A 22,301-nucleotide genomic window follows, 5' to 3' on the forward strand; every position below is an offset into this window, starting at 1 on the left:
TCACTGGCTCCAGATCTTCTGTGCGCTGCGCTGCCACGTGGTGAGGATGGAGCCGACCTGCTTGGGCTTGGCCAGGTAGTGCACCAGCGCGGTGTCGGCGGTCGGCTGGAGGGCGTCGCTGGAGTCGCGGTTGAAGAACTGCGTCAGGTCGGCGGCGCCCTCGATGAGCTTGCGGCCCTTGAGGACCAGCGAGGTGCCGGCGTCCTTGGCGTCGGGGTGCGTGGGCAGCGTGGTGCCGGAGCCGCTCTTGAGGTAGAGCTCCTGCGACTCGGCGGTGGCCAGGTAGCGCAGCAGCTCCTTGACGCCGTCGGCGCGCTTGGTGCGGGCGCTGGCGAAGAAGCCGTCGGTGGGCGCCTCCTCGGCGACCGGCACCTTCGGGTCGATGATGGGGAACTGGAAGAAGTCCAGGTCGCTCAGGGCGTCCTTGGGAGCGGCGTCGGCGAAGAAGGTGCCGATGAGCATCATGCCGGTGCGGCCCTGGAGGAGGGAGGTGGTGGCGTCCTGGAAGGGGATGGCCGTGCCGTTGGGGTCGAAGTACGGGCGGGCCTCGTCCCACTTGTCGAAGACCTTGCGGACCTCGGGGTCGTCGAAGCGGTGCTTGCCCGCGAGGAGTTCGCGGTGGTACGCGGCGCCGTTGACCCGGATGTCGAGGTAGTCGAACCAGGCGGAGGCGACCCAGGGTGTGTCGCCGCCGGCGCCGAGGCCGATCGGGGCGACGCCCTTGCTCTTGAGCTTGTCGCACAGGTCGAGGAACTCGTCCCAGGTCTTGGGCTCCTTGACGCCCCACTTGGCGAAGTTCGACTTCCGGTAGAACATGCCCCACCAGTAGTAGCTGGTGGGCACGAAGACCTTCTTGCCGCTGGAGGCCGAGGTGCACAGCTTCTTCAGCGCGTCGGAGTAGCCGGCGAGCTCGGGCTTCTCCCATATGTCGTCGAGGCCGAGGAGCAGGTCCTTCTTGGCGTACGACTCGGCGACGGAGCCGGGGTACCAGGTGTAGGCGTCCGGCGGGTTGGCCGAGGTGAGGTAGGTCGGCAGCTGGGTGCGGAAGGTCTCCGACGCGACGGTGTTGAGCTGCGCCTTGGCGTCGCCGCGCTTGTCGAAGGCGGCGACGATCGCCTGCATCGCGGTCTTGGCCTGCGGGGAGGAGAGGTTGGACTGCAGGGTCACCGGGCCGCCGGACTTTCCTCCGGAGGCGGACGGGCTCTGGGTGACGCAGCCGCTGAGCAGCGCGCCGGCGCCGGCTGCGCCTGTTCCTACGAGGAATCTGCGGCGGGTGGCGTTGAAGGCGGTCATCTGTGCACTCCCTATGTGCCCACGGAACGGAGCTGAGGCCCCCTGACGGCCCGGCTCTGGGTGCGGCGGGCACAGCCTGTCGCAGGGGTCCGGACAGCGTCAAGATTAATTACTAATTTATTTTTCGGAGGGTGTGCTTCCGGGCCGAACAGGGCCCGGAAGCACACCTGTTGTGTCAAACCAGATGGAGCGGGGTGAGGCGGAGCGAGCGCGTGGAGCTCAGAGCTCGGTCTGGTGGACGCGGCCGTCCACTCCGCGGAAGGCGGCCAGCACGCCGCCGTCCGGTCCGGCGACGGCACCGAGAGCGCCGTCGAAGGCACCGCTGACGAAATCGTCGTTCTTGCTCCAGCCGGCCCAGCCGCCGGACGCGGTCCAGCTGCGCGTCCAGAGCGTGTAGTCACCGGCGCGGGCGTACAGGTGCACCGTGCCGCCGGAGGCCACCAGCGTCGGACTGCCGCTGGTCGTGCCGCCCAGGGCCGTCCAGTCCGACCAGGTGCCGGAGGTGTCACGGGACCGCCACCACACCGAGTCGTCGGCGGTGCGCACGGCCACGTGCAGCCGCCCGGCGTCGTCGACGACGGCCGACGGGCGTCCGTGGAACGGCCGGTCCTGCGGGGTGCCCAGCGAGGTCCAGCCGGAGGCCGGGCCGCGGGACCACAGCTTGCCGTCGGCGCCGCGGCCGAAGAGCGTCCAGTCGTCCGGACCCGCGAAGGCCGCGGTCGGGGCGTCCGTCAGCGTGCCGCCCAGGCTCTGCCAGCGGCCCCAGTGCCCGTTCGCGTAGACGCGCCGGTAGGCGGTGTCGTCGGTGCCGCGCACGAAGACGTCGATCCGTCCGCCGGCCGAGGCGTACGCCGCGGGCTGGCCCAGGACGCGGCCGTGCGTCGGGCCGCCCAGATCCGTGGTCCGGGACGTGGACCAGTCACCGCCGCGCGCGGTCCGCGCGCGCAGCGCACCGTCCGTACCGCGGGTGAAGACGGTCAGGTCGTCGCCGTCGCGCACCAGCGCCGGGCTCGCCGAGGAGCGGCCGGGCAGCTGCGCGCCCGGGGCGTCGTCGGTGCCGGTCAGCTTGAGGAAGGCCGTGCCGTGCGCGGGGACGCGCACCGTGTACGAGCCGGTGAAGGAGCCGCGCGAGGTGCGGGCCCGCAGGTCGCGCACCGCGACCTTGCCCGCGAGACCGGCGTCCGCGAAGGTCACCGTGCGGTCCTGCGCCTGGTCGGAACGGTTGAGCAGGACGACCGCCCGCCTGCCCTCGCCCTTCAGCACCTTGCTGTAGACGTCGCCGACCGAGTCGGTCGCCACGCGGGCGCCCTGGATGCCCAGCGGGTCCTGGTTCACGGCGATGATCTCGGGGTTGCGCAGGGTGTCGATCATCGACTGCGGCAGGGTGCGCGGGTCACTGCCGAGCACGAGCGGGGAGGCCATCTCGGCCCACATCGTGAACTGCGTGGTGGACTCCTCCTCCGTCAGCTCGTAGCCGCCCTCGGCGAGTTTGCGCATCGGGATGAGGTAGTCGGGGTCGTTCCAGTGACCCGGCCCCTGAGCCTCGGGATGCCAGGCGTTGGCATCCATGTTGCGCAGGATGTTCGGCCACTCCCCCGCGGTCGGGGTGCCCCAGGCGATGTCGGTGCCGGTGCGCCAGGAGTCGGCGGCCGTCGGGCCGTAGACGAAGGTGTTGTGCGCGTCCTGCTCGGGGGTGTGCGGCATGCCCCAGTCGTCGGTGAGCGGGTTGCACAGGTTGAGCAGCATCCTCCGCCCGGACTTGGCGACGGCGTCGCTGAACTCCTTGAAGGCCGGGCCCGGGTCGAGCCCGGCGCCGATGCCACAGAGGAAGTCGACCTTGATCGCGTCGACCTTCCATCCGGCGAACTGGCGGGCGTCCTCGTCGTAGTGGCCGCGGCTGCCCAGGCCGCACCACTTGCCGCCGTCGTACTCACCCGCGTCGGTGTAGATGCCGGCCTTGAGGCCCCGCTTGTGAAGGTACGTCACCAGCGCGGGGATGCCGGAGGGGAAGCGGGTGGGGTTGGCCACGAGCCGGCCCGTCCGCGGGTCGCGCGGCTGGTCCGCCTGCCAACCGCCGTCCAGCCAGACGATGTTGTAGCCACTGTCGCGCAGCCCGCTGCTGACGAGGTAGTCGGCGACCTTTCTGACCTGGTCCTCCGTCGGGGCGCCGAGCCCGTAGTAGGTGTTCCATCCCATGTACGGCGTGGGGGCGAGGCCGCTGTCGTAGTACTGCGGCGCGCCCTGGTCGTCCGCGGCCTGCGCCGCCGGAACCGCCGACCCGACCAGCACCACGGCACCTAGCGCCGTCGCGGTCCGCCGCAGTCGCGCCGTCCCCGCACGATGTGAAGCCACTGAAGTCTCCTGAGAGTTGGGGTGCTCTGGGCACAGCGCTCCACTCGTGCCGGGCGCCGGTGCCACGGCGGAAACTGTGGCGGGACCCCCCAGGACTGTCAATATTAATTGCTAATTAACTTAAAAACGGGATCCCGTAGTGACGATCCCGCAGTGACGTAGACACCGGTGTGCGGCAGATGATCTCCGAGCCGAGGAGGGGAAGGCGTCGGGCCCAAAGCTGTTCCGCAGGACGAAAAGCGGCGCGACCGAAGCGCGAGGCCCACCGCAGTAGAGGCAACGCGTCTGGTCGCACCCGCAGAATGCGAAGGCTCAGCCTGCCGCGGCGAGGACCAACGGGAGAACCTGTGCGCTGCCTGCCTGGCGAAGCAGGCGGGCGGCAACTGCGAGGGTCCAGCCGGAGTCGGTGTAGTCGTCCACGAGCAGGACAGGGCCGGGAGAGCCGGCCAGTGCACCAGCCAGCTCCTCAGAGACGGTGAAGGTGCCGGACAGTGCCCTGAGTCGTTGGGCGGAGTTGCTGCGGCGTGCCGCGTGCGCGCCGCTCGGTCCCGTGTACGTCAAGGTGCCCAGGAAGGGGAGGCGGCCGATGGTCGCAATTCCCTGGGCGAGCGAACCGACCAGCTGCGGGCGGGCCAGGGACGGCACAGCGACGACTCCCACCGGCCGGGCGGACGCATCCGGGACGTTCGGCGCCCAGCCCCCCGTCGAGCGCGCCCAGTCGGCGAGGACCGCCACCGCGGCCTTCAGGACGTCGTCGGGGACGGGACCGTCGGGAGCGTTCTCCGCCAGCAGCGGGCGCAGCCGGTTGCCCCAGCCGATGTCCGAGAGCCGGCCCAGGGCGCGGCCGGTGGAGCACTGCTGATTGGCCGGGATACGGCCCTTGAGGTCGATGCCAAGGGCGGGCATTCCCGTCGGCCACATCCGGCGCGGCTCGACCTCCACCCCCGGGCGGTCCAGTTCCTTCGCCGCCCCGGTCAACGTCTCCGCCGAGACGGAGGAGTCGACCCAGGCTCCCGCGCAGTTGTCGCAACGGCCGCACGGGGTCGCCCCCTCGTCGTCCAGCTGTCGGCGCAGGAACTCCATCCGGCACTGGGAGGTGCTCACGTAGTCGCGCATGGCCTGCTGCTCGGCCGCCCGCTGCTTGGCGACCCAGGCATACCGCTCCGCCTCGTACACCCACTCGACTCCCGTGGCCGACCAGCCGCCCTTCACCCGCTTCACCGCGCCGTCGACATCCAGCACCTTCAGCATCGACTCCAGCCGACTGCGCCGAAGATCCACCGACGCCTCCAGGGCCGGCACCGACAGCGGCCGTCCCGCACCGGCAAGGGCCGAGAGGGTCTGCCGAACCTGCGCCTCGGGCGGGAAGGCGGTATCGGCGAAATAGCGCCAGATCGCCTCGTCCTCCCTGCCCGGCAGCAGCAGCACATCGGCGTGGGCCACACCGCGACCCGCACGCCCCACCTGCTGGTAGTAGGCGATCGGCGAGGAGGGCGAGCCGAGATGGACCACGAAGCCCAGGTCCGGCTTGTCGTAGCCCATGCCCAGAGCCGACGTCGCGACCAGCGCCTTGACCCGGTTCTCCTGCAGGTCGACCTCGGCCTGCAGCCGGTCGGCGTTCTCCGTCTTTCCGGTGTACGACGCCACCCGGAAGCCACGCTGTCGCAGGAAGGCGGTGGCCTCCTCCGCCGCGGCGACCGTGAGGGTGTAGATGATCCCGGAGCCCGGCAGCTCGTCCAGGTGCTCGGCGAGCCAGGCCAGCCGGTGCGCGGCGTCCGGCAGCCGGACCACACCCAGCCGCAGGCTCTCCCTCTCCAGCGGACCGCGCAGCACCAGGGCCTCGCCGGCCCCGGTGCCCAGTTGCTCGGCCACATCCGCAGTGACCCGCGCGTTGGCGGTCGCCGTGGTGGCCAGCACCGGCACGCCGGCGGGAAGCTCGGCAAGCATCGCCCGCAGCCGGCGGTAGTCGGGGCGGAAGTCGTGACCCCAGTCGGAAATACAGTGCGCTTCGTCGACCACCAGCAGACCGGTCGTGGCCGCAAGCCTGGGCAGCACCTGATCGCGGAAATCTACGGAATTGAGGCGTTCCGGACTTACGAGGAGAACGTCGGTCTCGCCACGCTCGACCTCCCCGTAGATGGTCTCCCACTCCTCCGGGTTGGCGGAGTTGATCGTGCGCGCCTGGATACCGGCCCGCGCCGCCGCCTCGACCTGATTGCGCATCAGCGCCAACAGCGGCGAGATGATCACCGTGGGACCCGAGCCACGCCGACGCAGCAGAGCGGTGGCGACGAAGTACACCGCCGACTTGCCCCAGCCGGTGCGCTGCACCACGAGTGCACGCCGCCGCTCCTCGACCAGGGCCGCCACCGCCTGCCACTGGTCCTCCCGCAGCCGCGCCGAACCCTCGGGATCACCGACCAGCTCAGCGAGGATGGTGTCGGCTTCAGTGCGCAGCTCCAGATCGTCCATACCCCCATGCAACCCGATGGCACTGACAATCGACCAATTCACCCACCGTGACCATCGACTCGCGGACGGTCCACCGGCCACGCGCATGCTCCGAGGTCCGGGGCGCAGGGTGCGTTGCCGCTGGTCCTGGCCGTACAGGCATGACCCATGTGTCGCCCTCAAGAACAGTGGGCAGGGATATACACGACGTATAGCCAGAAAACGGTCGGTGGCCCCAATTGCTCGTTGCCGCAACCAAGTTCGACAGGAAGAATTGAGGTCCGCTCCCCGCACGGATCGCCCGTGGTCCGGTAGGGCCCTGCTGCGGTGTGCGCTCCCCCAAGTCCGACCCCGCCCGCAGTATGGGCGCGTAGCCGAAGGGAGGATCGTGACCTTCGGATTCGCTCCGTCCTCGGCGGCATCCATGTCGACGTCTGCCGATCTGTCCGCCGATTCCGCCAACCCACTGGCCCGGATGCTCGAACCCGCCGAATGGGCCTCTGCCGGGATTCCGCTTCTGCGCAATCCCCGGGAGGTCGTCAGCGGACTGCACGCACGGCACCGGCCGAGACCTGCGACCGCCATCGTGGCCGTCCTCGACGCGGACGAGCGGCTGCGGGCGAGCGCCTCGTTCACCCGGCGTCCGGCTCCGGCCGACGGCTGGATGTTCCGCAACTCCCTGCTCTCGCAGTTGCGCCGGGTCATCCCGCACGACCTGCGGCGCCGCACACCCGTGCGCACGGCCGTGCTGCTCTACTGCCGTGACGGCGACGCGCGTTGGACGGCGGAGGACGGGGCCTGGATGTGGGGGCTGCGGGACGCCTGCACCCTGCATGGACTGCGCTGCGGGGCCTACATCACCCTGACGCACGACGGCTGGCAGGTTCTCGGCGAGGGCCGTGGCGGACGCCACCCGAACGCGGACTCACCACCGGAGTCCTTCGCCCTGGCCGAGGCACCGCCGCCGCTGCCGCGCACCGGAGGCGCCGCGTCGGGGATGCTGCGCCGGGCGGCCGCCCGCTGAGGCGAACGCCCTGGGGGCACCGGCGCCCCCGCCTGGTGGCGGCCCGCCCTGGAGGATCCCAGAACGGGGGACGCGTCCCCGTGGCCCGGGCCATGTCCGCCCGCGCCATGGTGGCGCTGCCTCAGCGCACGGAGCCACGCCGCTGGGGCAACCGAGACGTCCGGAGAGGCGACCGAAGCCGGACGGCGCCGTCAACCGACGGCCAACGCCACCAGGACCCACGGCAACGGTGACGGCGACGGGGCGACGTCGTAGCGCTCAAGCCCGCTCCAGGGGCGTGCGCCAGTGGCGCACGTCAAGAACCGCGCGCACGGAGAAGCGCGTACGCCAAGAAGCACCCCCGTACACGGAGACGCCGCCCCGACGAGACGCCTCCGTCGCACACCGCGCCGTGACCGCGGCGAGTACGCGCTCACGGCGCGCACGCCAAAGGGACCACCATGCGGGCGGCACCTCGGCGGTACCACTATCGCGCCCGAGCCCCTGCTCCCGTGCGAATGCCGCACGGGCTCCCGAGCGGATCCCGGACGATGTCCGGGATCCGTTCAGACGCCGGCGCCCAGCACCGCGTTGATCTGCTGCGGGTCTCCGCAGACGATCAGCAGGGCGCCGGCCCGGCCGAGGGCCAGCGGCAGAGCAGCGGCGGCGGCAGCGTCGGGACCGCCGTTGACGGCGACCACGACCACGGGACGGGACGCGGCCCGGCCCGCGACGGAGGCGTCGGCGTAGAAGACGTCGTCACCCGCGTCGTGCTGCGCCCAGTAGGCGGTTTCGCCGAAGGAGAGTTCGTGCGCGGCCCACGGGTGCGGATCGCCGGTGGTGATCACCAGCACCTCACCGGGAGCTCGGCCCGACTCCAGCAGCAGGTCGACTGCTTCTTCAGCGGCGTCCAGCGCGCCCTCGGCCGAGGCCGGGAGCAGCTGGATCTGTGGGGTGGCGGCAGCGGAAGCGGCCGCCGGGGCGGACGACCCCGGCGCGGCCACGGCGGGCTCGCGCGGGGTGCGTTGGGCCGGCATCGGCCGGACAGGTCCCGGACGTCCGGGACGCGGCGGAGCCACGGGACGGGGACCGGGTACGGGACGGGGGGTCGGCGCGGTGCGGCCACTGGCCGGAGTCGCGCGGGGACCCTGGGCACTCTCGTGAATCTGAGGCTCCTCGGGAATGAGAGGCATGAGCTGTTATTTATCAAACGCCGGTGCGACTCGCGTCGGCGGGTGGCACATGAGTGCGAGCGGAACCGTCAGAAATCGAAGCCGAGCTGACCCTCGATCTCCGGACCGCTTCCGCCCGCCCAGCTGCGGACCTTCTTGAGGTGCCGCCACTGGGGCAGCGCATCAAGATACGCCCATGACAGCCGGTGGTACGGGGTGGGGCCCCGCTCCTCCAGCGCGGCCTTGTGCACCGGAGACGGATACCCGGCGTTGGCCGCAAAACCGAAGTCTGCATGGTCGATACCCAGTTCGGCCATCATTTTGTCGCGCTGAACCTTGGCGATCACCGAGGCCGCCGCGACGGCCACGCAGGACTGGTCACCCTTGATCACCGTACGGACCCTCCACGGCGATCCGAGGTAGTCGTGCTTCCCATCGAGGATGACCGCGTCGGGGCGGACGGGCAAGGCCTCCAGGGCCCGCACTGCCGCCAGACGCAGCGCGGCCGTCATGCCCAACTCGTCGATCTCCTCCGGAGAGGCATGCCCCAGGGCGTAGGACGTCACCCATGTCTCCAACACCGCGGCCAGCGCGGTGCGCCGCTTGACGGTGAGGAGTTTGGAGTCGGTGAGGCCGTCGGGGGGACGGCGCAGTCCTGTGACCGCGGCACAGACGGTGACCGGGCCGGCCCACGCACCGCGGCCCACCTCGTCGACACCGGCAATGATCTTCGCTCCGGTCGTGGCGCGGAGGGAGCGCTCGACGGTGTGAGTGGGTGGTTCGTACGGCATGGCGCCCTCAGCGTACGCCGCCCGGAGCCCCACTCGACACCCAGGTTCCCCGAGCTCCCGCAGCCCCGCCACGGGAAGGATCAAGCACGCTCGTCGGCCGACATCAGGAACCCGTCCGCCGCAGCAGCGGGACCATCAGCTGGTCGATCATCTCCTCCAGATCCCGTTCACTCCATTCGCTTGCGCACACCTTGGAGCGATACATCATCATCGCCGGGATGACATCGAAAACGTAGGAGTTCGCAGCGTCCGGCCGCGACTCTCCCCGCTCGATTCCACGGTGAACGATCTCTCGCAGCAGGTGCTTGGTCGGCTCGACGACTCCGCCGACAATCAGGCTCTGAAAACGTTCCGCCTGCGCGACATCGCATTCGTGAAGTACCGAGCGCAGCGCGAATCCGGGCTGCGAGTACATCGCCGCGCGCACCCGCCGGCACAGCTCCAGCAGGTCCTCCCGGACGCTTCCGAGGTCGGGCGCCTCCGTCAGGCTCGGCAGTCCGGCCTTCAGCGCGTCGGCGACGAGGTCCTCCTTGGACGGCCACCGGCGGTACACCGCGGCCTTGCCGGTCTGGGCCCGTGCGGCGACGCCCTCCATCGTGAGGCCGTTCCAGCCGACCGTACTGAGCTGCTCCAGCGCGGCATCGAGGATCGCGCGTTCGAGCACGGCACCGCGTCGGCGCAGGGAGGCCGCCTGAGCGGGAGCGGCCGTCCAACGCGAAGTAACCATCTGAGTGTCTCCGTTGTGCATGGGGGAGCGGGGAGTTCGAGGGAGAGCGGGGAGTTCGGACGGAGCTGGAAGTTCGGGGAGAGCGGGCGGTCAAGTGGCGATACGCGGCAGCGACTTCAGTGAACGCTTGCGTTCACTGTCGGGGACTCACTACCGTTTGACGCGACAGTGAACGCGAGCGTTCACTAACGCACTTGTGGGGGACCCATAGTGACAACCTCTCAAACCTCTCAGTTCATCCAGGACTCAAAGCCAGGAGCGGCCCGCCGGGAGGGGCATCCCGGCATCGCACTCGCCGTCATCGCGGCCTGCCAACTCATGGTGGTACTCGACTCGACGATTGTGAACATCGCCCTCCCGCACATTCAAGACGCGCTCGAATTCAGCACGACCGACCTGACCTGGGTGATCAGCGCGTACACCCTCACCTTCGGTGGCCTGCTCCTTCTCGGCGGCCGCGCGGGTGACATCCTCGGTCGGCGCCGGGTCTTCATGACCGGCATCATGCTGTTCACGCTCGCCTCGCTGCTCGGTGGACTCGCCCAGGAACCCTGGCAGTTGCTGGCCGCGCGGGCCCTCCAGGGCGTGGGTGGCGCGATAGCGTCGCCCACCGCGCTGGCACTGATCACCACCACCTTCCCCGAGGGCCCGGCGCGGAACCGGGCCTTCGCCGTCTTCGCCGCCGTCTCCGCGGGCGGCGGCGCCATCGGACTTCTCGCGGGCGGCATGCTCACCGAGTGGCTCGACTGGCGCTGGGTGCTCTTCGTCAACGTACCCATCGGTGTGCTGATCACCGTGCTCGCCCCGATGTACATCAACGAGTCCGAGCGCCATCCGGGACGCTTCGACGTCGCGGGCGCGCTCACCTCGACGGCCGGTATGGCCTCCCTGGTGTACGGGTTCATCCGCGCCGCGGAGCAGGGCTGGCGCGACAGCCTCACGATCGGGTCCTTCGCCGCGGCGCTGGTCCTGCTGCTGGGCTTCGCGTTCATCGAAACGCGGGCGAAGGAACCGATCACCCCGCTGAAGATGTTCGCCGACCGCAACCGCTCGGGCACGTACGTGATCATGCTCAGTCTGGCCGCGGCGATGTTCGGCATGTTCTTCTTCATCGTCCTGTTCGTGCAGAACGTGCTGGGCTACAGCCCGATCCAGGCCGGTCTGGCCTTCCTCCCCGTGACGGCGGCGATCGGCATCGGAGCGGGTCTGTCGCAGCGCTTCCTTCCGGTACTGGGGCCCAAGCCGTTCATGGTCGGCGGTTCCGCGCTCGTCGCGCTCGGACTCGGCTGGCTGACCTTCATGAGCCCCGACAGCACGTACCTCGGCGGGATCCTCGGTCCCATGCTGCTCTTCGCCTTCGGCATGGGCCTGAACTTCGTGACGCTGACCCTGACCGCGGTCTCCGGTGTCGCCCAGCACGAGGCGGGCGCCGCGTCCGGACTCCTCAACGTCACCCAGCAGGTGGGCGGTTCACTCGGCCTGTCCATCCTGACCACGGTCTTCGGCTCGGCCAGCCGCGACGAGGCGAAGCAGCAGCTGCCGAAGTTCATGACGGACGCCTCGCCCGGACAGAAGGCGGAGTTCGCCAAGACCCACCAGTTGCCCGCTCCGTGGGGCCTCGACGTGCTCGCCCACGGCATCTCGACCGCCTTCGTCCCGGCCGTCGTGATGGCGGTGCTGGCGCTGGCCACCGCCGCGCTGGTGATCCGGGTCCGCAAGAGCGACCTCGACGCCCTCGCAGGCACGGCGGGACCCGCCGCGGGCTGACGAGGGTACTGCGGAGGCCGGACCCGGTCCGGGGACAGACGGCAAGGACCGTGCTCCGGCCATCCGCAGGACGACATCGGGGCCCCAGGCCCCAGGCCGCGCAGACGGCTGCACGACAAGCCACTGGGTGCACGGAGCGAGCCGGGAGCCGGGAGCCGTGCCGCAACGAGCGGCCCGTGCCGCAGGGAACCGTCTGCAGGCCCTCCAAAGCTTCCAAAGAGCCTCCACAAAGCCGGCAAGGCTCCGCGAGGCCCACCGTCCGGCCCCGGAACCGCGCTCCACACCACGCACGGCGCTCCACCGCGGCGATCCCGCCCCCGGCGCCACAGATCGACTCCCCGGGGCCCAGGGGGGCCTACACCCCCGCCGTCACCCAGCCCGGCAGGCTCTCCGTCCGCTCCACCCACTCCCCCGGCGGCGCCCCCGCCTTGCCGGAGGCGACCACGCCGCCCACGATGGCGCAGGTCGTGTCCATGTCGCCGCCCACCTGAGCGGTCGACCAGAAGGCCGCTTCGTAGTCGCCGAGGGCCCTGGCGGCCGACCAGAGCGCGAACGGCACCGTGTCGTGCGCCGTCGTACGCCGCCCACAGCCCAGTACGGCGGCGACCGTCGCGGTGTCCGCGTAGTCGAGCATGTCCCGGGCGCGCCGCAGCCCCGCACCCACGGCGCTGCGCGGAACGAGCGCGACGACGCCGTCAAGCAGCGCCTCGGCGCTCGGCGGGCCCGCCGGGTCGGCCGCCAGGGCGGCGGCCGCGGCGACGGCCATGGCGCCGACGACCGCCTCGCGGTGCTGGTGGGTGGGGTACGCCGAGATCTCCGCCTGGTGCACCGCCTGCACCGGGTCGTCCGCGTACCAGGCTCCCAGCGGGGCGATCCGCATCGCTGCGCCGTTGCCCCACGAGCCCTGCCCCTTGAAGAGGGCGGAAGCCAGCTCGCGCCAGTCGCCGCCCTCCCGGATCTGCCGCAGCAGCCGGTTGACCGCGGGGCCGTACCCCCGGTCGAAGTCGTGGTGCTCGGCAAAGGAGTGGGCGAGCGCGTCCTGGTCGATGCGGCGGTGCCGGGCCAAAACGGCCACTACGGAGGAGGCCATTTCGGTGTCGTCCGTCCACTGCCAGGGGCCGGAGGGCAGCTCACGGCGCTTGAGCAGCGGATAGTTCACGGGCACGAAGAACTGCGAACCCAGCGCGTCCCCCACCACGAGTCCGCGCAGGCTGGCCAGGGCGCGGCCCAGGCGCCCGTCGGGAGAGAGATCAGCGGTCATCGCCCTGCCACTCTATCCCGGTGCCCCCGTACGACTCCGGTTCACACCAACGTTCGAACGACCGGTCAAGCGTGTATCTGCCGTCGTCCCCGAGAACCAGCATCCGCATCTCCGCGTTCCCCGGATTCGACAGCGACTCGAAATCCGCGACCGTCCAGTGGAACCAGCGCATGCAGAACAGCCGCATGGCCAGACCGTGGGTCACCAGGAGCACGTTCGGCGGATGGTCGGGGGCCTCGAAACTTCGGTACAGGCTCTCCAGGAAGCCGCCGACCCGGTCGTACACGTCAGCGCCGGACTCTCCCTGCGCGAAACGGTAGAAGAAGTGCCCGTACGCGTCCCGGTAGGCCTTCTGGAGGCGTACGTCGTCGCGGTCCTGCCAGTTGCCCCAGTCCTGCTCGCGCAGCCGCGGCTCCTCGCGCACCCGTATGAGCTCGGGGTCCAGATGGAAGGCGCGGAGCGTTTCGTGCGTGCGGCGGTACGGGGACACGTAAACGCTTACGCGTTCCTGTCCGAAGACCTCTCGCAACCGTTTCCCCGTCTCCTCCGCCTGTTGCCACCCCTTCTCGGTGAGCGCCAGAGCGTGGTCGGGCTCGCGTTCATACACGGTGTCATCGGCGTTGCCCGCTGACTCGCCGTGCCGGACAAGGACGATACGCCGTGGTCGAACCATGCCAAGACCCTAAAACGGGTGACGGCCGATCGAGCACTCGTACGGGCCGTATACGGCGTAGGTCACACATCTCCCGCAAACATGACGCCCGCGACAAGCGGTCGTGTCAGACCGTCCACGCGGGCTCCAGGGCCACTATGTCGCCCGCCAGGGCGGCGACATCGGCCTCCGTCTGGGCACGCAGCGCGAGGCGCTCCACGCGCTCGGAGCGGTACTTGCCGTGCTCGGCGGCCGACTGCCACATGGACAGGATCAGGAACTCCTGGCCCGGCGCCTCACCGAACAGGCCCCGCACCATGCCGGGCGAGCCCGCCATCGCGGGGTTCCAGACCTTCTCCTGCATCAGCGCGAAATGTTCGGCCCGTTCCTCGTGGACACGGCAGTGCGCCACCCGCAGCACGTCGGCGTCGGTGAAGCGCGGCTCGAAACCGGTCTTCACATCGAATCGGTGATCGAAGAGTCTGACCTGCGAGTCCTTGAAGGTACCCGACTGAGCGGTGGCGAGCCGGTCGTGCGAGCGGGCCATGAAGGAGTCGTAGAAGGCACGGCTCTCCCAGAAGGCGAAGATGTGCGCCACACCGGGCCGCGCCCGGCTCCAGCCCCCGCCCTGCCCCCGGAAACCCGGCTCACCCGGAAGCCCCGCCCACTTTCGCTGCCCCCGCTCGAAACCGCGGCGGTCCACCACGGTGCAGCGAATCCACTTGACCAGCACCGCGCCATCGTAAGGCCACGGAGCGTGGCGTCGGTCACGCTCCGGCGGAGTGCACCCGCGCGAGTGCCCCCGCGCACGTGGCACGATGGACAACCGGCCTTGACCGCGGAGCAGTTGGGGCAGGACGTACCTGGGGAACGGGGAGGGGGAGATCCAATGAACGGTCTCAACAAGGGCATCCGCAAGGTCGAGCTCGCGGTGAAATGGGATCCGAGTCCCGTCGGCGAGCCCGCGACCGACCTCGACATCATCGCGGCGACGTACGAGGCCGCCGACCTGTACGGAAGTCCCGCCTACGTAGTGCACTTCGACAGCCGCTCACCGGACGGCACCATCTATCTCAACCGGGACAGCAAGGACGGCAAGGGCTTCGGCTGGGACGAGGTCATGACGCTGGAACTCGACCGTCTCAACAGCCGCTACACGCGCGTGGTGGTCGGCGTCCTGATCCAGCAGCGCTCCGGCCACAAGACGTTCGTCGGCGTCCTCAACCCGGGCATGCGCATGCGTGAGGGCTACACCGTCCTGGAGGAGGACAACTTCGGGGGTGTCCTGGGGGCGACGGCCGCGACGGTCGGGGAATTCATCCGCGACGGCTCCGAAGAGTGGACTTTCCACCCCGGCATCCACGGCTACGACACGGACCCGGCATCGTTCCCGCGTGTCATGGGCGCCCGTCACGACGCCTGAAACAGCCCTCTCCGAAGGAACGGCCCTCTCCGTAGGAGGGGGAAAACGCCGAAGGGCGGCACGACCGGTGGTCGCGCCGCCCTTCAGTGCTTCGGATCAGCTGCAACCGCTGGTCGAACCGCAGCCCTCGCAGATGTAGCAGGAACCCGCCCGCTGCATCTTCGTGCCGCAGGAGAAGCACAGGGGGGCGTCCGCCTGGATGCCCAGCTGCATCTCCACCAGTTCGGCACTGGTGTGGGCCTGCCTCGGGGCGGGCTGGGCCGCCTCGACCTCGGCCTTGGGGGTGGCGACGGCCTTCAGCTCCTGCGCGCGGGGCGCGGACTGGGCCAGACTCTCGACATCCACCTCGACATCGTCGAAGGACGGCTCGTAGGAGCCCGTCTCCAGGTGGCGCTGACGCTCCTCGGCGGAGTGGATGCCGAGCGCGGAGCGGGTCTCGAAGGGCAGGAAGTCCAGCGCCAGGCGGCGGAAGATGTAGTCGACGATCGACTGCGCCATCCGCACGTCCGGGTCGTCCGTCATGCCGGCCGGCTCGAAGCGCATGTTCGTGAACTTCGAGACGTACGTCTCCAGGGGCACGCCGTACTGCAGACCCACGGAGACCGCGATCGAGAAGGCGTCCATCATGCCCGCGAGGGTGGAGCCCTGCTTCGACATCTTCAGGAAGACCTCGCCGAGACCGTCGTCCGGGTAGGAGTTGGCGGTCATGTAGCCCTCGGCGCCACCCACCGTGAAGGAGGTGGTGATGCCGGGACGGCCCTTGGGGAGGCGCTTGCGGACCGGGCGGTACTCGACGACCTTCTCGACCGTCTCGCGGATGGTCGCCTCGGCCTTGGCGGTGACAGCGTCGGTCGCGGCCTTCTCCTTCTCCTTGGTCTTGGCGGAGAGGGGCTGGCCGACCTTGCAGTTGTCGCGGTAGATCGCGAGCGCCTTGACGCCCATCTTCCACGCCTCGAAGTAGACCTCTTCGACGTCCTCGACGGTCGCCGTCTCCGGCAGGTTGACCGTCTTGGAGAGCGCGCCGGAGATCCAGGGCTGGATCGCGGCCATCATGCGGACGTGGCCCATCGCGGAGATGGAGCGCTCGCCCATGGCGCAGTCGAAGACCTCGTAGTGCTCGTGCTTGAGGCTCGGGGCGTCGATCACATTGCCGTGCTCGGCGATGTGGGCGACGATCGCCTCGATCTGCTCCTCCTGGTAGCCCAGGCGGCGCAGGGCCTGCGGCACGGTGCCGTTGACGATCTGCATCGAGCCGCCGCCGACCAGCTTCTTGAACTTGACCAGCGCGAGGTCGGGCTCAAGACCGGTGGTGTCGCAGGACATCGCGAGACCGATGGTGCCGGTGGGCGCGATGACCGAGGCCTGCGCGTTGCGGAAGCCGTTCTTCTCACCGAGGTGCAGTACGTCCTGCCAGGCCTCCGTGGCGGCGGCCCAGATCGGTGTGTCCAGGTCGTCCACGCGGACGGCCACGGCGTTGGCGTCGGAGTGCTGCTTCATGACGCGCTGGTGCGGCTGCGCGTTGCGGGCGTAGCCGTCGTACGGGCCGACGACCGCGGCGAGCTCGGCCGAACGCCGGTACGAGGTGCCGGTCATCAGGGAGCTGATGGCGCCGGCGAGGGCACGGCCGCCGTCGGAGTCGTACGCGTGGCCGGTCGCCATCAGGAGGGCGCCCAGGTTGGCGTAGCCGATGCCCAGCTGACGGAAGGCGCGGGTGTTCTCGCCGATCTTCTGGGTCGGGAAGTCCGCGAAGCAGATGGAGATGTCCATCGCGGTGATGACCAGTTCGACAACCTTGGCGAAGCGCTCGATCTCGAAGGACTGGTGGCCCTTGCCGTCGTCCTTGAGGAACTTCATCAGGTTCAGCGAGGCGAGGTTGCAGGACGTGTTGTCCAGGTGCATGTACTCGCTGCACGGGTTCGAGCCGTTGATACGGCCGGACTCCGGACACGTGTGCCAGTTGTTGATCGTGTCGTCGTACTGGATGCCCGGGTCGGCGCAGGCCCAGGCGGCCTCGGCCATCTTGCGGAAGAGCGTCTTGGCCTCGACCTCCTCGATGACCTCGCCGGTCATACGGGAGGTGAGACCGAACTTGCCGCCCTCCTCGACCGCCTTCATGAACGTGTCGTTCACACGGACCGAGTTGTTGGCGTTCTGGTACTGGACGGACGTGATGTCGTCGCCGCCCAGGTCCATGTCGAAGCCCGCGTCACGGAGGGCGCGGATCTTCTCCTCCTCCTTGACCTTGGTCTCGATGAAGTCCTCGATGTCGGGGTGGTCGACGTCGAGGATGACCATCTTGGCCGCGCGACGGGTGGCGCCGCCCGACTTGATCGTTCCTGCGGAGGCGTCGGCACCGCGCATGAAGGAGACGGGACCCGAGGCGTTGCCGCCCGAGGAGAGAAGCTCCTTGGAGGAGCGGATACGGGAGAGGTTCAGGCCGGCGCCGGAGCCGCCCTTGAAGATCATGCCCTCTTCCTTGTACCAGTCGAGGATCGACTCCATGGAGTCGTCGACGGACAGGATGAAGCAGGCGGAGACCTGCTGGGGCTGCGGCGTCCCGACGTTGAACCAGACGGGGCTGTTGAAGCTGAAGATCTGGTGCAGGAGGGCGTACGCCAGCTCGTGCTCGAAGATCTCGGCGTCGGCGGGCGAGGCGAAGTACTTGTGGTCCTCGCCGGCCTTCCGGTACGTCTTCACGATGCGGTCGATGAGCTGCCTGAGGCTCACCTCGCGCTGCGGGGTGCCGACAGCACCGCGGAAGTACTTGCTGGTGACGATGTTGACCGCGTTCACCGACCAGAAGCCGGGGAACTCGACGCCACGCTGCTCGAAGTTGATCGAGCCGTCGCGCCAGTTGGTCATGACGACGTCACGGCGCTCCCACTCCACCTCGTCGTACGGGTGCACGCCGGGGGTGGTGTGAATGCGCTCGATGCGCAGTCCCTTGTTGGCCTTGGTTCCGCCCTTGGCGCGGGAACCTCGTGCCGGACCGCTCGCCGTCTCTGTCATGCCGCCTCCCTGTATCGGGCTAAAACGCCCTGAAGTGCCACGTTCTTCCCATGGCACGGTGTATGTCTGATGCTGCGCACGCCGCTACGCGGCCGCCCGCAACAGGTCTTTGGTCGCCGCCGACGGGGCCGATCCGAGTCGGCCCTTCCGTCAGTCGGCGGCGTTGGCGGGCACGGGGACCGGGACGGCCTCTCCGGACCCGCGGTCACTTTCCGGGCGCTCCGCGGGCGCGGCTGCCTCGTGAGCACCCGTCCTGCCCGCGCCACCCTCGTCCGCGCCTTCCCCGACCGCGGCGGGGTGCTGCCTCGTCCCCCGGAGTTCCACGATGGCGGCCTCGAAGTCCTCCAGCGAGTCGAACGCCCGGTAGACGGACGCGAACCGCAGATAGGCGACGAGGTCGAGCTCCTGCAACGGGCCCAGTATGGCCAGCCCCACGTCATGGGTGGTCAGCTCGGCGCTTCCGGTGGCCCGCACCGCCTCCTCGACCCGCTGGCCGAGCTGGGCGAGCGCGTCCTCGGTGACCGGCCGCCCCTGGCACGCCTTGCGCACGCCATTGATGACCTTGGTACGACTGAACGGCTCGGTGACGCCGGACCGCTTGACCACCATCAGCGAACACGTCTCCACCGTCGTGAAACGGCGGGAGCAGTCCGGACACTGGCGGCGCCTGCGGATCGACGTGCCGTCATCGGTCGTACGGCTGTCGACGACACGACTGTCGGGGTGCCTGCAGAAGGGGCAGTGCATGGCTCCATCCCTCCCTCACAGCACGATTCATAGACCTCGCGAGACCTCACGGGCCCCTCGAAGCAGCCCCAAGCATAGGCGATGGCCGGAGGCCCGAAGACCCGGGGGACCACAACTTCTGGGCCGCTCTAGCAATCCAACCACTAGATGTGGGGATCGAACCACAAATTCGCCCAGGACGCGCGTGTCGCACACGTAATGGCATGTGCCGCACGGCCATACCGATCCCGGACACACGGGGATACCGTGGTCAACGCGCGAAAAGGGGGCCGGTACCAGGCGGGCGGGGTGCCGAGTGGCAGACTGGGCGGCGGCCCACATCTGTCGGCACGGTCATCGCCCCGGCGGTGAAGAGTACAGCAATGAGCCCTTTTGTCCGCCGGATGCAGCGTTAGCCATACACCGAGACACCTGATCACGACAGACAATCCACGTTTTTTCACTCGAACGTGTGTTTGGCGCAACCTTTCGAAAGCAACTACCGTTGTCCAGCAGGGAGACCATCGAGAGGGGCCGACGTGACCACCACCGCAGACAGTGCCACCATCACTGCCCAGGACCGCTCCCAGGGCCGACTCGAGCCGGTGCATGCGATGAACGAAGCCACGAATCATGAGGGGCCCAAGCGCTCCCTGCCAGGGCGACCTCCAGGCATTCGCGCCGACAGCTCGGGACTCACCGACAGGCAGCGCCGGGTGATCGAGGTCATCCGGGACTCCGTGCAGCGGCGCGGCTACCCGCCGTCGATGCGGGAGATCGGACAGGCGGTCGGCCTTTCCAGCACCTCATCGGTCGCACATCAGCTGATGGCCCTGGAGCGCAAGGGCTTCCTGCGCCGCGACCCGCACCGCCCTCGGGCGTACGAGGTCCGGGGCTCCGACCAGTCCTCGGCACAACCCACGGACACGGCGGGCAAGCCGGCCGCGTCGTACGTTCCGCTCGTCGGCCGTATCGCCGCCGGTGGCCCGATCCTGGCCGAGGAGTCGGTGGAGGACGTGTTCCCCCTCCCCCGGCAGCTGGTCGGCGACGGCGAGCTGTTCGTCCTCAAGGTCGTCGGTGACTCGATGATCGAGGCCGCCATCTGCGACGGGGACTGGGTGACGGTCCGCCGCCAGCCGGTCGCGGAGAACGGCGACATCGTGGCCGCCATGCTCGACGGCGAGGCCACGGTGAAGCGGTTCAAGCGCGAGGACGGCCATGTCTGGCTGCTCCCGCACAACGCCGCGTACCAGCCGATCCCCGGCGACGAGGCGACCATCCTGGGCAAGGTGGTGGCGGTGCTGCGGCGCGTGTGACAGCGCACGCCGGGCGGAACGACCCGCCCAGCCCTTGACCGGGCCCCGGGACCAACTGCGCCGGTTCCGGGGCCCTGCGCGTTCCCGTGGCCTCGGGCCGATCGAAGAGTTGGCTCATCGAGGACTTGGCTCATCGAGGACTTGGGAGTACGCGGGGCGCGCGGAGGCATTGTTCATGGCCCCTACGGGCCCGCACGCCCGGCTTCTCCGTTGTCCACGAGAGCACCGGCCGGCTCGGCCCGGAGAGCCCAGCCAGCCGTGGGGCTGCCCGGTCGGACAGCCCCCTTGCGGCCCCCTACGCCCCCTACGTCTCCTCGGCGTCCTCGGCGGCTCCCGCCGTCTCCGCCATCCCCGCCGTCTCCTCCAGCTTGCGCGCCGCCTCGTCGATCGCGGCCAACGACCTGCGCACCTGGTTACGGTCCGTGGTGTACCAGAAGTCGGGCAGTGACGCCTTGAGATAGCTGCCGTAGCGCGCCGTCGCGAGGCGCTGGTCCAGTACGGCCACGACACCTCGATCCCCCGTGGCCCGTACGAGACGGCCGGCGCCCTGGGCCATCAGCAGCGCCGCATGAGTCGCGGCGACGGCCATGAAGCCATTGCCCCCGTTGTCCTCGACGGCCTTCTGGCGGGCGCTCATCAGAGGGTCGTCGGGGCGCGGGAAGGGGATCTTGTCCATGACGACCAGCTGGCAGCTGGTGCCGGGGACATCGACGCCCTGCCAGAGCGAGAGAGTGCCGAAGAGACAGGTCTTCGGGTCGGCCGCGAAGTTCTTGATCAGCTCGCCGAGCGTCTCCTCGCCCTGCAGCAGGATGGGGTACTCGGGGATGCGCGACCGCAGCTCCTCGGCCGCGAGCTGGGCGGCCCTCATCGAGGAGAACAGACCGAGCGTGCGGCCCCCCGCGGACCGGATGAGCTCGGTGAGCTCATCGAGCATGTCCGCGCGGTCACCGTCGCGCGCGGGGCGGGACAAGTGCTTGGCCACGTACAGAATGCCCTGCCTCGGGTAGTCGAAGGGCGAGCCGACGTCGACACCCTTCCACTGCGGGAAGTCGTCTCCCTCCGTGCCCTCCGGGGCGAGCCCCAGCGACGCTCCCACTCCGTTGAAGTCACCGCCGAGCTTCAGTGTGGCGGACGTCAGGACGACCGAACGGTCCGCGAAGAGCTTCTCCCTGAGAAGGCCGGACACGGACATGGGCGCGACCCTCAGCGAGGCGCCGAAGCGGTCGTGGCGCTCGTACCAGACGACGTCCCACTCGGAGCCGTTGGTGATTCGCTCCGCCACGTCGTGCACCGACTCCACCGAGGCGAGAGCCTGCTTACGGACGGAGTCCTCGTCCTGGACGGACTTGTCGCGGGTGGCGCCGATCGCCGAGATCACCGTACGAGCGGCGTCACGCAGCGCCATCAGCGCGTATCCGAGATCCTCCGGGACCTCCTCCAGGCGGCCCGGAAGCGCGAGCTCCATCAGCCGCTCGAAGCCCTCGGCGGCGGTCTGGAGCTGATCGGCCGCCTTCTCGTTGACGAGTTTCGCGGCGCGGCGCACCGCACGGTTGACCTGGCCGGGCGTGAGCTCGCCGGTCGCGACGCCGGTGACCCGGGAGACCAGCTCATGGGCCTCGTCGACGATCAGCACCTCGTGCTGCGGGAGGACCGGCGCGCCCTCGATGGCGTCGATCGCGAGCAGCGCGTGATTGGTGACGACGACCTCGGCGAGCTTGGCACGCTCGCGGGCCATCTCGGCGAAGCACTCCGCTCCATAGGCGCACTTGCTGGCGCCCAGGCACTCCCGGGACGACACGGACACCTGGGCCCACGCGCGGTCGGAGACTCCGGGGGTGAGGTCGTCGCGGTCGCCGGTCTCGGTCTCGTCCGACCAGTCCCGCAACCGGATCAGGTCCTGCCCCAGCTTGCTGGTCGGCGCGGCCGCCTCGAACTGGTCGAAGAGGCCCTCCTCCTCGTCCTGCGGCACACCCTCCCGCAGTCGGTGCAGGCACAGGTAGTTCGACCGGCCCTTGAGCATCGCGAACTCGGGGCGGCGGCGCAGCAGCGGATGCAGCGCGTCGACGGTCCGCGGAAGATCGCGCTCCACGAGCTGCCGCTGGAGCGCCAGGGTGGCGGTCGCCACGACGACGCGCTCCCCGTGGGCGAGTGCGGGCACCAGGTAGCCGAGCGACTTTCCGGTGCCGGTGCCGGCCTGGACCAGAAGGTGGGAGCTGTCGTCGATGGCGCCGGCGACGGCTTCGGCCATGGTCACCTGGCCAGGGCGCTCCGTGCCGCCGACAGCAGTGACGGCAGCATGCAGGAGTTCGGGGAGTGAGGGCTCTGTCATAGCGCTGCCAGCCTACGGGGCGCCACTGA

Annotated in this window: 16 protein-coding genes; 4 read left to right on the forward strand and 12 right to left on the reverse strand. The window is 69.7% G+C overall.

Going from position 1 to position 22,301, the window contains the following annotated elements; translation table 11 throughout:
• From RV986_RS14045 to RV986_RS14055, 3 genes are all read right to left on the reverse strand, one after another.
• Positions 1-1,293 (reverse strand): ABC transporter substrate-binding protein, encoded by a 1,293-nt coding sequence (locus RV986_RS14045; RefSeq protein ID WP_475917720.1) that lies wholly within the window; start codon positions 1,291-1,293, stop codon positions 1-3.
• 219 nt (positions 1,294-1,512) lie between these two features.
• Complete coding sequence (locus RV986_RS14050; RefSeq protein WP_475917721.1) at positions 1,513-3,645, reverse strand: DUF8189 domain-containing protein; 2,133 nt, start codon at positions 3,643-3,645, stop codon at positions 1,513-1,515.
• Between the two features lie 312 nt (positions 3,646-3,957).
• Positions 3,958-6,117 carry a RecQ family ATP-dependent DNA helicase gene (locus tag RV986_RS14055; protein WP_475917722.1) on the reverse strand — a complete coding sequence of 720 codons (2,160 nt, stop codon included), beginning with the start codon at positions 6,115-6,117 and terminating at the stop codon, positions 3,958-3,960.
• Positions 6,118-6,484: 367 nt separating this feature from the next.
• Here RV986_RS14055 and RV986_RS14060 point away from each other — a divergent pair, with 367 nt between their 5' ends.
• A complete protein-coding gene (locus RV986_RS14060; protein WP_475917723.1) occupies positions 6,485-7,120 on the forward strand; it encodes a hypothetical protein in 636 nt (211 codons plus the stop codon).
• A 545-nt stretch (positions 7,121-7,665) separates the two neighbouring features.
• On the opposite strand, the gene RV986_RS14065 is transcribed toward RV986_RS14060, so the two are convergent.
• The 3 genes from RV986_RS14065 to RV986_RS14075 form a co-directional block, all read right to left on the reverse strand.
• Complete coding sequence (locus RV986_RS14065) at positions 7,666-8,292, reverse strand: hypothetical protein (RefSeq protein ID WP_475917724.1); 627 nt, start codon at positions 8,290-8,292, stop codon at positions 7,666-7,668.
• Positions 8,293-8,360: 68 nt separating this feature from the next.
• The gene (locus tag RV986_RS14070) at positions 8,361-9,062 is read right to left on the reverse strand and encodes a ribonuclease HII (protein ID WP_475917725.1); all 702 of its coding nucleotides are present in this window, start codon (positions 9,060-9,062) and stop codon (positions 8,361-8,363) included.
• Between the two features lie 103 nt (positions 9,063-9,165).
• Complete coding sequence (locus tag RV986_RS14075) at positions 9,166-9,789, reverse strand: TetR/AcrR family transcriptional regulator (protein WP_475917726.1); 624 nt, start codon at positions 9,787-9,789, stop codon at positions 9,166-9,168.
• A 210-nt stretch (positions 9,790-9,999) separates the two neighbouring features.
• Here RV986_RS14075 and RV986_RS14080 point away from each other — a divergent pair, with 210 nt between their 5' ends.
• Positions 10,000-11,556 carry an MFS transporter gene (locus RV986_RS14080; protein ID WP_475917727.1) on the forward strand — a complete coding sequence of 519 codons (1,557 nt, stop codon included), beginning with the start codon at positions 10,000-10,002 and terminating at the stop codon, positions 11,554-11,556.
• 355 nt (positions 11,557-11,911) lie between these two features.
• Here the strand turns inward: RV986_RS14080 and RV986_RS14085 are convergent, their stop codons facing one another.
• The 3 genes from RV986_RS14085 to RV986_RS14095 all read right to left on the reverse strand — a co-directional run bounded on the left by RV986_RS14085 (position 11,912) and on the right by RV986_RS14095 (position 14,202).
• Entirely contained in the window at positions 11,912-12,817 is a 906-nt protein-coding gene (locus RV986_RS14085; RefSeq protein WP_475917728.1) for an ADP-ribosylglycohydrolase family protein, read from the reverse strand.
• Complete coding sequence (locus tag RV986_RS14090) at positions 12,807-13,490, reverse strand: histidine phosphatase family protein (RefSeq protein WP_475917729.1); 684 nt, start codon at positions 13,488-13,490, stop codon at positions 12,807-12,809. The genes RV986_RS14085 and RV986_RS14090 overlap by 11 nt, the downstream gene beginning before the upstream one ends.
• 106 nt (positions 13,491-13,596) lie before the next feature.
• Positions 13,597-14,202, reverse strand: coding sequence for a YdbC family protein (locus RV986_RS14095; protein ID WP_475917730.1), 606 nt, complete (start codon positions 14,200-14,202; stop codon positions 13,597-13,599).
• Positions 14,203-14,358: 156 nt separating this feature from the next.
• Here RV986_RS14095 and RV986_RS14100 point away from each other — a divergent pair, with 156 nt between their 5' ends.
• The gene (locus tag RV986_RS14100; protein ID WP_475917731.1) at positions 14,359-14,892 is read left to right on the forward strand and encodes a TerD family protein; all 534 of its coding nucleotides are present in this window, start codon (positions 14,359-14,361) and stop codon (positions 14,890-14,892) included.
• Between the two features lie 96 nt (positions 14,893-14,988).
• On the opposite strand, the gene RV986_RS14105 is transcribed toward RV986_RS14100, so the two are convergent.
• Together RV986_RS14105 and nrdR are read right to left on the reverse strand one after the other, a co-directional pair.
• Positions 14,989-17,901: a vitamin B12-dependent ribonucleotide reductase gene (locus RV986_RS14105; protein WP_475917732.1), complete on the reverse strand. Its 2,913-nt coding sequence runs from the start codon at positions 17,899-17,901 to the stop codon at positions 14,989-14,991.
• 150 nt (positions 17,902-18,051) lie between these two features.
• Entirely contained in the window at positions 18,052-18,648 is a 597-nt protein-coding gene (gene nrdR, locus RV986_RS14110; protein WP_475917733.1) for a transcriptional regulator NrdR, read from the reverse strand.
• 518 nt (positions 18,649-19,166) lie between these two features.
• Between nrdR and lexA the strand changes: the two genes are divergently transcribed.
• Positions 19,167-19,943, forward strand: a complete 777-nt coding sequence (gene lexA, locus RV986_RS14115; RefSeq protein ID WP_054229877.1) for a transcriptional repressor LexA — start codon at positions 19,167-19,169, stop codon at positions 19,941-19,943.
• Positions 19,944-20,247: 304 nt separating this feature from the next.
• Here lexA and RV986_RS14120 read toward each other — a convergent pair whose 3' ends face one another.
• Entirely contained in the window at positions 20,248-22,272 is a 2,025-nt protein-coding gene (locus tag RV986_RS14120; RefSeq protein ID WP_475917734.1) for an ATP-dependent DNA helicase, read from the reverse strand.
• Positions 22,273-22,301 lie beyond the last annotated feature (29 nt).

Source organism: Streptomyces sp. RLA012 (genome assembly GCF_056270325.1).